Source organism: Lactiplantibacillus plantarum (genome assembly GCF_014131735.1).
GTDB classification, from domain to species: Bacteria; Bacillota; Bacilli; order Lactobacillales; family Lactobacillaceae; genus Lactiplantibacillus; species Lactiplantibacillus plantarum.
Window position 1 is genome coordinate 1,874,617 of the sequence record NZ_CP039121.1, and the last position, 12,506, is coordinate 1,887,122.

At 47.1% G+C, this 12,506-nt stretch carries 12 protein-coding genes; all 12 read right to left on the minus strand.

What is annotated here, in order from left to right; all coding sequences use genetic code 11:
• Window positions 1-313: 313 nt before the first annotated feature.
• The 12 genes from E5260_RS08670 to rimP all read right to left on the minus strand — a co-directional run bounded on the left by E5260_RS08670 (window position 314) and on the right by rimP (window position 12,357).
• The gene (locus E5260_RS08670; RefSeq protein WP_003640717.1) at window positions 314-835 is read right to left on the minus strand and encodes a shikimate kinase; all 522 of its coding nucleotides are present in this window, start codon (window positions 833-835) and stop codon (window positions 314-316) included.
• Window positions 836-837: 2 nt separating this feature from the next.
• Entirely contained in the window at window positions 838-1,935 is a 1,098-nt protein-coding gene (locus E5260_RS08675) for a prephenate dehydrogenase (RefSeq protein ID WP_025015627.1), read from the minus strand.
• A gap of 2 nt (window positions 1,936-1,937) precedes the next feature.
• Complete coding sequence (gene aroA, locus E5260_RS08680; protein WP_003640719.1) at window positions 1,938-3,236, minus strand: 3-phosphoshikimate 1-carboxyvinyltransferase; 1,299 nt, start codon at window positions 3,234-3,236, stop codon at window positions 1,938-1,940.
• Between the two features lie 13 nt (window positions 3,237-3,249).
• On the minus strand, window positions 3,250-3,777 hold the full coding sequence (locus tag E5260_RS08685) for a hypothetical protein (RefSeq protein ID WP_003640720.1): 528 nt from the start codon (window positions 3,775-3,777) through the stop codon (window positions 3,250-3,252).
• Between the two features lie 8 nt (window positions 3,778-3,785).
• Window positions 3,786-4,955: a chorismate synthase gene (gene aroC / locus E5260_RS08690; RefSeq protein WP_003640721.1), complete on the minus strand. Its 1,170-nt coding sequence runs from the start codon at window positions 4,953-4,955 to the stop codon at window positions 3,786-3,788.
• Entirely contained in the window at window positions 4,948-6,402 is a 1,455-nt protein-coding gene (locus E5260_RS08695; protein WP_182482027.1) for an MFS transporter, read from the minus strand. The genes aroC and E5260_RS08695 overlap by 8 nt, the downstream gene beginning before the upstream one ends.
• 647 nt (window positions 6,403-7,049) lie before the next feature.
• The gene (gene rbfA / locus E5260_RS08700) at window positions 7,050-7,403 is read right to left on the minus strand and encodes a 30S ribosome-binding factor RbfA (protein ID WP_003640723.1); all 354 of its coding nucleotides are present in this window, start codon (window positions 7,401-7,403) and stop codon (window positions 7,050-7,052) included.
• Between the two features lie 22 nt (window positions 7,404-7,425).
• Window positions 7,426-9,975, minus strand: a complete 2,550-nt coding sequence (gene infB, locus E5260_RS08705) for a translation initiation factor IF-2 (RefSeq protein ID WP_033607602.1) — start codon at window positions 9,973-9,975, stop codon at window positions 7,426-7,428.
• Between the two features lie 28 nt (window positions 9,976-10,003).
• Window positions 10,004-10,309: a L7Ae/L30e/S12e/Gadd45 family ribosomal protein gene (locus E5260_RS08710; protein WP_003640725.1), complete on the minus strand. Its 306-nt coding sequence runs from the start codon at window positions 10,307-10,309 to the stop codon at window positions 10,004-10,006.
• Window positions 10,299-10,598, minus strand: coding sequence for an RNase P modulator RnpM (gene rnpM, locus E5260_RS08715; RefSeq protein WP_003640726.1), 300 nt, complete (start codon window positions 10,596-10,598; stop codon window positions 10,299-10,301). Before rnpM ends, E5260_RS08710 begins: the two co-directional genes overlap by 11 nt.
• A gap of 44 nt (window positions 10,599-10,642) precedes the next feature.
• On the minus strand, window positions 10,643-11,860 hold the full coding sequence (gene nusA / locus E5260_RS08720) for a transcription termination factor NusA (protein ID WP_003640727.1): 1,218 nt from the start codon (window positions 11,858-11,860) through the stop codon (window positions 10,643-10,645).
• Between the two features lie 20 nt (window positions 11,861-11,880).
• Window positions 11,881-12,357 carry a ribosome maturation factor RimP gene (gene rimP, locus E5260_RS08725; protein WP_003640728.1) on the minus strand — a complete coding sequence of 159 codons (477 nt, stop codon included), beginning with the start codon at window positions 12,355-12,357 and terminating at the stop codon, window positions 11,881-11,883.
• Window positions 12,358-12,506: the final 149 nt, after the last annotated feature.

A 12,506-nucleotide genomic window follows, 5' to 3' on the forward strand; every position in this document is an offset into this window, starting at 1 on the left:
ACACGCTGGTCCGGTGCCACTGACGACCACGTATGTGCCTGGCAAAGCTGTATTTAACTCATTGATCCAGAAAACCGTGAGCTTAATCCCTATTAGTCAAATAAAACGACTGAAAAACAAGAATCGCACAAATTAGTCCCCTTATCAAAAGGATACCGCGCGGGACCGTCCCTAATTACGCCGATGACTTTCAACATATGCTGCCATCAAAAAAGCGTGCAACGACCTTAGTGTGGCTGATGTACGCTTATTCAATGTTATCGTCTTAAAATGCAACCGGCACGCTAACCACAGTTGACAGTTACATGGTTCTTCAAGCCTGGAGCGCAACTGGTTGCTGATTCAGCCACTGCTGAATTTGGCGGGCAATCTGCTGGGGTGTCAGTTGATCGGTTGCGATCGTCAAATCGGCCGCAGCGGCATATAAGGCTTGGCGCCGTTGCTTCAACGCAATCAGTGCCCCTGTATCCAATTCATTGACAAGTGGTCGGCTAGTATCATTTTTAACACGGTTAATAGTGGTTTGATCACTAGCCGTCAACCAGATAACTGGCACCGTGCTTTGTTTCAGACTAATTGCATTCATTGCAATGGTCGGAGTACCACCACCGGTCGATAAAATCCCGGGTGTTTCGAGTGCTTGGAGCAAAGTCTGATGCTCCAATTGCCGGAAGTACCCCTCTCCTTGCTCCGCAAAAATAGTCGTAATCGACCGTCCCGCCCGCTGAACAATCAAATCATCTAAATCAGCATGTTTAGTTGCTAACCCGGCCGCCAAAAGCCGACCGACCGTTGTTTTCCCACTACCCATAAATCCAATTAAAATTGCTCGCATTCTTAATTCCTCCTTACAATCTGATAACCCGCATCAGCTAACAACGACGATGCTTGCGTTCTCGTCTTTAGATCACTAAACGTCAGTTGCAAGACACCATCAATCTCTTCACGAATCTCTAAAATATGAATATTGACTAAGCTCAGCTGAGCCTGTGCGAGCCGCTGAGTGACATCCGCGAGAGCGCCAACACGGTCGGGGACGTTCAAAAACAAATCATAAAAGTTTGGTAGTCCTCCCAACTGTTCCGGTCCCAAGTGATCACGCGTCACCTTAGCTGTCGCAAAAAATTCGTACAATGTTGCTTGATCATGCACCCTAATGGCTGTCTTGATGCGCAACAGTTGGTCAATATAATCCTGCAATTGATTGGTTATTAGTTCAGCATTAGTCATCAGGATGGCCGCCCACATCGTGGGGTCCGAACTGGCAATCCGAGTAATACTTTTAAACCCACCAGCCGCTAATCGCAACCCGAGTGCCGAATCTGCCAAAGCCACCTGAGTCTGATCAACTAAAGCCGCAGCGACAATATGTGGCAAATGACTTAACTGTCCTACAATCCGGTCATGCTGTATTGCAGTGACCGTCAACCATTTGACGTGAGTCGCTTTTAACAATGCTTGCAGCCGTTGAACGGCTGCTTGATTAGTCCGGCCCGGCACTAACAAGTAAAAGGCGTTCTCGAATAAGTTGGCGCGGCCAGCCGTCACACCCGATTTATGTGAACCCGCCATTGGATGACCGCCGATGAAAGTCACACCGTGCTGTTGTATGGCAAGCGCGGCATGCATCACCACTTGTTTAGTACTCCCGACATCCGTCACAAGCACCCCTGCCTTGAGTGGCATCATAGCCAGTCGGTGCAAGTCAGCAACGATCACATCAACTGGCCCCGCTAAAATAATCACATCAGCGTCGCTCGCGACCGCGGCCAAATCAGTGCCACTAGCATCGATCATACCCTGTTGACGCGCATAACTCAGGCTGACATCGTCACGATCAATCCCAATAATGTGCACCGTGGGATGGGCCTGCTTAATGCTTAGTGCCAACGAACTGCCAATTAGCCCCAAACCTTTGATCAATACAGTTGTCATCTTCACACCCCCTGGCTTAAACGTGCTAAATCTTCAAAGAACGTCGGGTATGAAATGTTCACAGCTTCGGCGGACTCTAGTTCGGCGGGAGCGGCTAATCGCAACGCTGCAATCGCCACCATCATACCGATTCGGTGATCGCCATGGCTGGCTAATGGCTCGGTCGGCTGCCGCCAAGACTTGCGACCATCAATCACGAAGCCATCCGGTTGCGAAGTGATCTGAACACCAAGTTTTCGAAGCTCGGTCACAATCGTTGCAATGCGATCGGTTTCCTTGACTCGTAATTCAGCAGCCCCACTGATTGTGCTAATACCATTCGCAGTCGCAGCCAACAATGCAACTAGTGGCAGTTCATCGATTACGGCAGGAATTTCAGTAGCAGTGACTTGGACCGGATGCAGTTGTGCAAACCGCACGTCAAGCGTGCCAACTGGTTCGCCCATCCGGTGTTCATGATCGACCGTCACTTGACCACCCATCCGTCGTAAAATGTTTAAGAAACCCGTTCGTGTCGGATTCAGTCCCACGTTCGTTAACCGGACATGTGAATTTGGAATAATCGTCGCGGCTGTCACGAAAAACGCAGCCGAGGAAAAATCGCCAGGAATCGTTAGTGACTGACCAACCAAGGCTGGCTGCGGTTGGACCGTGATTGTTCGTTGATCAGGCGCCGTTTCAATTTGACCACCAAATTGTTGCAACAACCGTTCAGTGTGGTCACGAGTCGGTAATTTTTCAATAATCGTACTTGCCTGATCGGCTTGCAGGGCTGCTAAAATCAAGGCGCTCTTAACTTGTGCACTAGCGACCTGCATCTCGGTACGACTACCATGTAAAGTCCGACCAGTGATCGTCATCGGTAAGTGCCCGGCTGTTAATTGTACCTGCGCCCCCATGGCTTGTAATGGTTGACGCACTCGCTCCATCGGCCGTTGACTAAGGGACGTATCGCCGACCAAGGTCGTCTCAAACGGTTGACCGGCTAACAACCCAGTTAATAAGCGAGTGGCCGTCCCCGCATTCCCCATGTCTAATGGTTGTTGTGGTTGGGTCAACCCACGTAAGCCGCGGCCACTGATCGTAACGGTCGTATCGACACGCTTGATTGGCACCCCTAACTTTTGCAGCGCCGTTAAAGTCGATAAGCAATCGGCGGCTGGCAAAAAGTGGTGCAAGGTCGTCGTCCCTTGACTAATTGCCCCTAAAATCAAGCCTCGATGTGAGACACTTTTATCGCCTGGTACACTTAAGTCACCTTGTAACCCACTAGCTGGTTGAATACTTAGTTTTTTTATCATTAATCATCATCACCTAATTTATTTGATAGACGCACCACAACATCGAAGGTGTCAAACGTGCAAGTTCACGTTCATGAGTCGTCAGTGTCACGTTTTTCTCATTAGTTAGCACGTAGGCCGCCTGATTACGTTGATAAGCCTGATACGCTAAATACTTACTGGCGACTGTTTGCACCACGACCTGATGCACGACCCTCGTCAACAATTGGGCGGTCGCTGCATGCGTGTAACCAATTTGATTATCGGCATTTACTCGTTGGAGCACGACAAGTGGATCGAGCTGGGTCATAAAACAACTGCTCAACGTTAATTGGGACAATAATGCGTAATGTATATCCCCCCAGCTGGCATTCAGTGTGTCTGATTTGAAAGCAGCTGGTATCACCAGTTGGTCACCAGAATAGGCCGTTAAATCAGTTAAAATGGTTTCAAAGCTCGGGTGTTTGACAATCACCGCTTGGTCCTGCCAGTTGCGATGATTATAAACTTGCGCGGCCGCGTAACTATCCGTGGCGGTCGGGCCTAAAGTATGAATCTGCATAGGCCCTCCTAATATTGTCGGAGTTCTTCGCGGTATGCCGTCACTGTTTGCTGGAAGCGAGCTAAGTTACTCCCGTCAAACGTTGCCGTCAATGCTCGCGTTAATTCAATCGCTACCACACTTTCAACCACAATCGAGGCGGGGACGATGGCCGTCGTGTCTGAACGCTCTACGCTCGCCTTTTGGCTGACTTTGGTCGCGATATCCACACTTTGTAATGGTTTGTAAAGTGTTGGAATCGGCTTCATGGCGGCCTTAACAACAATCGGCATTCCATTAGTCATGCCACCTTCAAAGCCGCCCAAATGATTGGTCAACCGTGACCAGCCGGCGTGTTCATCCCAACTAATCTCATCCATCACTTGGCTACCATAATGGCTGGCAGCCGCAAATCCATCACCAATTTCAACACCTTTCATGGCGTTGACTCCCATCACTGCTGCAGCTAACTGTCCATCTAATTTGGTATCCCAGTTCGTGTAACTGCCCAAACCAGCCGGCACATTTTCGGCAACGACCCGGATAACACCACCCAAGGTATCCCCGGCCTTCTTCGTTGCTGTGATCAGCTCATGGATTTCGGGAACCAAGGCCGCATCTGGTAATCGCAAATCATTTTGCGCGATTTGGGCTTGTAATTGATCAACGGATAGTGTTAAATCGGCCGTCACTTGCTTAGGGCCAATTTGTTGAACGTAGCCAACTAGGTGAATATCTAGCTGCGCCAATAATTGCTTACAAATCTGACCGATAGCCACTCGCATGGCTGTCTCACGAGCTGAGGAACGTTCTAGCACGTTTCGTAGATCGCGATGACCATACTTCATTCCGCCTACTAAGTCAGCATGCCCCGGACGTGGACGAGTGACTTGCCGCAACGTATTGGTTGCCGTAGCTGGACTTACCGGATCCATGATTGCTGCCCAGTGCGCGTGATCGCGATTCATAATCGTTAATGCAATCGGGGAACCTAGCGTAACACCGTGCCGCACGCCACCAGTGATTTGGACGGTGTCATGTTCGATCTGCTGGCGATTGCCGCGGCCAAACCCACCTTGCCGGGCTGCGAGGCCTGTATTAATGGCATCAATGTCTAGCTGTAAGCCAGCCGGAATACCGGTCAGCACCCCTGTCAATTGAGGCCCGTGCGATTCGCCTGCCGTAACGTAATTAATCATGATCAATATCCTCCTTGTGTAAATTCGTGTGTAAATCCGTCTGATATGCGCGTGAGTTATGCATAATTGCTTGATAAATAGCTTGTAAATAAGGGGTATGCGCGGTCTGGATACTCTTCACCGCAACTTGTTGTAACACCCGTTGTTCACGTTGCTGGTCTAATACCGGAAGTTGCTGTTGTTGCTTCAACTCCCCGATGGCTGTAACCGTCTCAAAACGTTGATTGAGTAATCGGACGATTTGCTGGTCAATATGATTGATACGTTGGTGTTCTTGACTAAGTGTGGTTGGGACATGTAGCGCCCATACAGCTAGGCCGACAAAGGCGAGACCACTGACAGCAATAACTAAATCAAAGCGCATCGCGGTCGCAATATTTTGCTTTGACAGCCACCCAGTCACGAGCGGAATCGTGAAGGAAGCAATACTGCCAAACGTGAAATAAATTCCTGTGATTCGGCCCTTGATGTGGGGATAGCCTTTGATAAATAAATTGAGGCCGACCTGCATCACGCCACCCGCAGCAGTAAACCCAAACCCGAAAGCCGCCAGCATGGACAGCCCAGCCGCTGGACTATAACAGATAACCGCTAACGCCAGCAGCGAGCCGCCATTCATTGCCAACAACAATTTGGTTTCTGCCACCCCACGACGTAACAACCAGAAAATCACAATAACGCCGGTGATTGACCCAATGCTGTAAAGTGAAAGCAACCAGTGCGCTAACACTGACGAAAAATGCAACGTCGTAGTGGCAAACAAGCTGACCCACTGCGTGTAGAGGATCATAAGTGCCATCGAAGTATACCCATAACCAGCTAAACCAACTGTCGCCAACCAGCGCCGGTTCTTAAGTGGTTGCTGGGATACGCCCGTTCCGGCTTGAGCAACTTGATTTTTTAGTGGAAACTGCTGCCGGTTCAACAGGATACTGTTGACCACTAGGATTGCCGCGGCCAGGATAAATGACCAGCCATACCAGATTCTTTGTGCTTCAAAGTTGGCAACGAGCAGTGGTAATAAGAATTCACCGGCAGACATGAAGGCCTTTAATAAGACATTGGCTGAACCTTGCCGCCCACCCATTTCAATAAACGTCGTGTAGGTTCCCGCATCCAACGCGGAGTTCGCAATACCGGCCAAAATCGCCAAACCGTATGCCAGCTGAATATTAGTGACCAATGCCATCCCCACAAAGAACGTGAAGTAGCAAGCCATGCCAAGATTGACGAAGACTTTACGGCCAAAACGATCTGATAAATTTCCCAGAATAAAGTAGGCCAGTAAGCGCCCAATGCCAATCCCAGAAATGACATAGGAAACCGTCGCTAACGGGGTCTGCCAGTGTTGACCTAACGCTTGCATATTTTGCGTTAAAATAATTAAGCCAATACCATGAATAAAGTAGTTTAAGTAAAGACTGATTGATAATTGGTGCTGACGCATGAATAACAACTCCTTCGTGGAAATAAAAAAAGCCGGCTAGATTGTGAAAATCTAGCCGGCTCATCAAAATTTAATCCTAATTGATGATATTATTCCAGCTAGACTCACGGTGTCTAGCTGGCCAAGATGAATTGACTTCGCTTAGACACGAACGTAGGTGCCGTCCGTATCTAAGGTTCCAACACGGGCGCTACCTAAAATAAGCAAAGCCATAATAATAAGTTGCGTTGAATGCTAACGTCGTCATAATCATCTATCCTTTCCGTTTCATTGATTGTTTATATTAAAACATTCTCATTTTGATTCGTCAACCCTAATTTCATTTTAATTTTGCAATTAAGAAATCATTTTCGCTTGTAAAAGCGCCACGATGCGTAATTCGCCTCATCCTACTACTATTTACAAAAATCGTCTTCAGTACGACTACTCATTAAACCAATTGTTTGCGACGGTCGCGAGCAGGCTACCTTGATTAGTCAGTCTACCGACAACGTTCAAGCAGTGTGTGAATGACTAGTGTGACCCTACAATCAGCACCATCTAAACCGCTGAACCTCAGTGATTGACAGCGAACGGCTCCATTCAATTTGAACACAAAATAGTCGCTGACAATCCATCTGGATTCACAACGACTATTTTTCCAGCGCCTAATCTTGACGCTTTAAGTTATTAATTAATTCATCAATCCGGCTACCGTATTGAACCGAGTTGTCGCGTTCAAAAGTTAATTCCGGGGTTTTATAGATGCTAAGTCGTGAGCCTAATTCACTACGAATTAATCCCGTCGCCTTAGTCAATCCAGCCGCCGTCTTTTCACCATCGGATGCCTTATCTGACAAAATACTGTAGTAGATGGTCGCTTGTTGAAGGTCGCCAGTTACCGTTACACCGGTAATGGTTACACCCGCAACCCGTGGATCACGAACCCGTTTTAACAAAATATCATTAACTTCGCGTTCGATTTCCTGTTCCAAACGACCAACTCGATAATGTTGTGCCATCTGCTAATCCCCCTTTTAAAGGTTATTCAACTGGAACTTCCTTCATCACGTAAGCTTCAATAACATCGTTGACTTTAATATCGTTGTAATCTTCGATTCGAAGCCCAAGTTCAAAGCCTTGTTTAACTTCCTTAACGTCGTCCTTGAAACGCCGTAAGCTAGCTAACTTGCCATCATAAATAACGACACCATCACGAATGACCCGCACACCAGAATCCCGGTGGATGACACCATCAGTGACCATCCCACCACCAATCGTACCGATCTTAGAAACCTTATAGATTTCACGGATTTCGGCTTGACCAGTGATTTCTTCTTTATAAGTTGGTTCGAGCATTCCCTTCATCGCGCTCTCGATTTCATCGATCGCGTTGTAGATAACTTGATGCAAGCGAATATCAACATCGTCAGTATCGGCTTGGGCTTTGGCTTGTGGTGTTGGCCGCACATTGAACCCGATAATAATCGCGTTACTTGCTTCCGCCAAGGCCACGTCACTTTCGTTGATCGCCCCAACCGCTGTATGGATGATATTGACCCGCACACCTTCAACGTCGATTTTACGTAAACTACCAGCTAAAGCTTCAACAGAACCTTGAACATCAGCCTTAATAATCACGTCAACTTCCTTAAGTTCACCTTGTTTCATTGAATCAAACAAGTTATCCAAGGTGACGTGAGCAGTTTGCTTCCGTTCTTCCATCAATGCCTGCTTAGCACGTTGTTCACCAGCATCACGGGCCGTCTTTTCATCATCAAAGACCACGAAGCGATCACCAGCATCCGGCACATCATTCAAACCAGTGATTTCAATTGGCGTCGATGGCACGGCTTCCTTGATCCGCTTACCATGGTCATTGGTCATCGTCCGGACTTTTCCGTAAGTATTCCCCACAACAATTGGATCACCAACATGCATGGTCCCTTGTTGAACAAGTAACGTTGCGGTAGAACCTTTTCCACGGTCAAGACTAGCTTCCAATACAGATCCCGCAGCATTTTGCTTAGGGTTGGCCGTTAATTCAAGCACTTCTGACTGAAGTAAAATCATATCCAACAATTCATCTAGGTTCTTACCGAACTTCGCTGAAATCTGAACAAAGATTGTATCGCCACCCCAATCTTCAGGAATCAGACCATATTCAGTCAATTGTTCCATCACGTGGTTAGGGTTGGCACCCGGCTTATCAATCTTGTTAACGGCAACGATGATTGGTACTTTAGCAGCCTTAGCATGGTTGATGGCTTCGATTGTTTGTGGCATGACCCCATCATCAGCAGCAACAACTAACACGGTGATGTCGGTGATGTCAGCACCACGCGCCCGCATTTCAGTAAAGGCCGCATGTCCTGGCGTATCCAGGAATGTAATAACCTTACCATCATGCTTAACTTGGTAAGCCCCAATAGCCTGAGTGATCCCACCGGCTTCGCCCTCTGTAACGTGAGTATGCCGCAATTGGTCCAATAGGGTCGTCTTCCCATGGTCAACGTGTCCCATGACCGTAACAACCGGTGCCCGTGGCGCCAAATTGTCGGTATTATTAACTTCATCATCAAAGAACTTGTCCAAATCGGTCACATCAACTTGGACCTTTTCTTGCGCATTGATCCCGTAATCAGTGGCTAAGATTTCAATCGTATCTTTATCCAAGGACTGATTTTGGTTAACTGCAACCCCTAACATGAATAACTTCTTGATAATTTCAGCAGGTTCACGGTGCAATAATTTACCCAAATCCTGGGCATTCATGCCGACCGTGTAAACCAGTGTTTCTGGCAACGGCTTGTCCTTACGAACTGGCGCTGGCTTATTATTGACCTGGCGGATCCGTTGATTCTTATTGTTCCGGCTCTTATTGTTCCGGTTGTTACGCCGACGGTTATTGTTGTTACCGCCACGATAACGACCACCACCGTTATTGTTGCTATTCAAACTACCACCAAAGCGGCCGCTGCCATTACGCGAACTATTATTCGACCCATTGCTCCGGTTACTGTTGTTCGTCGTAGTCCGGTTGTTGTTCCGGTTCTGACCACCATTATTGCTTCGATTACCAGTATTGTTGGTGCGGTTGTTACTCGTATTTGAGCGATTGTTATTATTAGACCGGTTATTATTATTATTGTTGTTAGACCGGTTCGTATTGCTCCCACCGTTATTACGAGCACTGTTGCTCCGTGAAGCATTGGCCGAACGATTGCCGTTATTACTGTTAGTACGGTTACCGCCGTTATTGCTTCGATTACCGTTACTATTACGACTTTGACTATTATTTTGGTTATTATTACGATTATTATTCAAAGAATCACCACTCTGTTGATGACGCGAGTTGGATTGCTGCTGATTAGCAGTTCGTGTCACATTTTTTGCTACGGCTTGCGTAGCCCGACTCGTTTTAGCTGGAGCCGGTTGAGATTTAGGATGGGTAACTGTGGTCGTGCCTTGTAACTGGCGCGCCTCACTGTCACCGAGTGTCGACATATGATTTTTGACGGAGAATCCCAACTGCTGTGCTTGCGCAATCAGCTGTTTACTTGGGACGTTGAGCTCCTTCGCTAACTCATAAATTCGCTTTTCCCCATATCTTCACCCTCCTTTACTGTGTCATGATCGCCACCATTTTCTTGGCAAATCCGGCATCGGTAATTGCATAAACAGTGCGCTTATTACCAGTAGCCGTATTTAATTCTGCTTTAGTAAAGGTATCGATCACTGGAACATCATAAGATTGGGCCTTATCATGAAACTTTTTGGCAGTCGTGGGACCGGCATCGCTGGCAATAAAGACCAGTTTAGCCGTCTGATTACGAATTGCAGCCAGGGCTAGCCCTTCGCCTGCAATTTGCTTGCTGGCACGCCGTGAAAGGCCCAGTAGGTTTAAACAAGCTTGCTTAGGCGTCATTTCCGAAGAGTTCCTTTCGGGCTTGTTGATGATCAACATAAGCCACTAACTCATCGTAAAAGTCTGCACCCACTTTGATACCAAACGCCTTATCAAAAGTCTTTTCTTGCTTGGCACGTTGTGCAACTTGTACGTCTAAGGCAATGTAGGCGCCGCGTCCCGGCTTTTTACCAGTCGGATCAACGGACACTTCATCCTGCTTATTCTTAACGACCCGGACTAAGTCTTTTTTGGGATGCATTTCACCCGTCACAATGTCCTTTCGTAACGGCACTTTTCTTTTTTTCATAATCCCAGACCTCCTTTAGTTACTTCACTCACTTAGTGACGAACTTATTCAGCGTCACTTGCTGATTCATCCACAGCAGTTTCTGAGGCAGGCGTCGCCACGGCTGCGTCGGACGTTGCTGGTTCCTCATCTTCGCCGGTATCGGACTGCACTGCCGCGTCTGATGCTGCTTCAGTCGTTTCCGTTTCGGCAACTGCAACATCATCAGGGTTTGCATCCATTATATCAGAAGCTTCGGTTTCCGATTTAATATCGATCTTGAACCCGGTCAATTTAGCAGCTAAACGAGCATTTTGACCACGCTTACCGATTGCCAATGATAATTGATAATCTGGAACGACCACGGTACAACCCCGCTCATTTTCAGGATCAAAAATAACATCCAAAACTTCCGCTGGGTTCAATGCATTCGCGATAAATACGGCTTGATCATCCGTCCATTCCACGATGTCCATATTTTCGCCGTGTAATTCATTGACAATCGTTTGAACCCGTTGTCCCTTGGGACCGACGCAGGTACCGACTGGATCAACGTTAGGATTGTTTGAACGAACAGCAACTTTCGCCCGATCACCGGCTTCACGTGCAATCGAAACGATTTCAACGATGCCATCGAAAATTTCAGGAACTTCTTGTTCAAACAAACGTTTCAACAAATCTGGTGCAGTCCGCGAAACGAATACTTGGGGGCCCTTCGTTGCGTTTTCAACTTTCGAGACGTAAACCTTAATTTTGTCATGAATCCGATAAACTTCACCAGGTAACTGATCAGAACGACCCATGACCGCTTCTACTTTGCCCAAACTAACGTAGACAAATCGGTTATCTTGGCGCTCAACTTCACCAGTGACGATTTCATTTTCATACTGGCTGTATTCGTCATAAATAATGCCACGTTCTGCTTCACGAACTCGTTGCATGATGACTTGCTTAGCCGTCTGCGCTGCAATTCGGCCGAAGTTCTTCGGTGTTACTTCAAATCGAATATCATCACCGATTTCGTAGGCTCGGTTGATAGCCAATGCATCTTGCAAACTAACTTCTAAACGTGAATCAAAGACGTCTTCAACCACTTCTTTAACGGCATAAACGTGAATATTACCCTTAATTTGGTCAAAGTCAACTTCAACGTTTTGAGCCTGGCCATAATTACGCTTATAGGCTGAAACGAGTGCCGCTTCTAAGGCTTCGATGACAACTTCTTTTTTAATGCCCTTTTCTGATTCGAGGGTGTCTAAGGCCCCTAATAATTCCTTGCTCATGTGTAGACTCCTTTACTTATTTAGAACTTTACCGCTAAGCGGGCTTGTGAGATTTGTTCTCGGTTGATCGTCACCGTCTTGTGACGTGTCTTATCCAAGTAATCGATGGTCAAAGTGGTCGGCGTCACCGCTGTCAAATCACCTTCAAAAATTTTCTTGCCATCCAACTTCTGGTATAAGCCAACGTGCACGTACTTACCAATAGCATTTTGAAAATCTGCTTCCTTCTTCAATGGGCGTTCCGCACCAGGAGAAGAAACTTCCAAAAAGTAAGCTTGGGGAATGGGATCAGGCTCCATCGCATCTAGCTTTTCACTAAGTTCATCACTAACCATTGCACATTCTTCAATATTAATGCCGCCCGGTTTGTCAATGTATAATCGCAAATACCAGCTTTGACCCTCGCGAACAAATTCAAGATCCACGAGTTCAAACTGGTGAGCACTGACAATGGCTGCGGCCACTGGCTGAATGGTTTCAACAACATTACTACTCAAGGCTGCGCCTCCTATTCAGATTAGTCCAATAAAAAGAGTGAGCATCGCTGCTCACTCGTTAACGAGTTTTAAATTACAACCCATATATTAGCACAATTATGTTGAAACCGCAAGTTTACGCCATTTATAGCATTTAGCCGTTAGCTTTC

Coding starts and splice junctions, on each gene's coding strand:
- E5260_RS08670 (WP_003640717.1), bottom strand. CDS start 835: ATGCGAGCAATTTTAATTGGATTTATGGGTAGTGGGAAAACAACGGTC.
- E5260_RS08675 (WP_025015627.1), bottom strand. CDS start 1,935: ATGACAACTGTATTGATCAAAGGTTTGGGGCTAATTGGCAGTTCGTTG.
- aroA (WP_003640719.1), bottom strand. CDS start 3,236: ATGATAAAAAAACTAAGTATTCAACCAGCTAGTGGGTTACAAGGTGAC.
- E5260_RS08685 (WP_003640720.1), bottom strand. CDS start 3,777: ATGCAGATTCATACTTTAGGCCCGACCGCCACGGATAGTTACGCGGCC.
- aroC (WP_003640721.1), bottom strand. CDS start 4,955: ATGATTAATTACGTTACGGCAGGCGAATCGCACGGGCCTCAATTGACA.
- E5260_RS08695 (WP_182482027.1), bottom strand. CDS start 6,402: ATGCGTCAGCACCAATTATCAATCAGTCTTTACTTAAACTACTTTATT.
- rbfA (WP_003640723.1), bottom strand. CDS start 7,403: ATGGCACAACATTATCGAGTTGGTCGTTTGGAACAGGAAATCGAACGC.
- E5260_RS08710 (WP_003640725.1), bottom strand. CDS start 10,309: ATGACGCCTAAGCAAGCTTGTTTAAACCTACTGGGCCTTTCACGGCGT.
- rnpM (WP_003640726.1), bottom strand. CDS start 10,598: ATGAAAAAAAGAAAAGTGCCGTTACGAAAGGACATTGTGACGGGTGAA.
- nusA (WP_003640727.1), bottom strand. CDS start 11,860: ATGAGCAAGGAATTATTAGGGGCCTTAGACACCCTCGAATCAGAAAAG.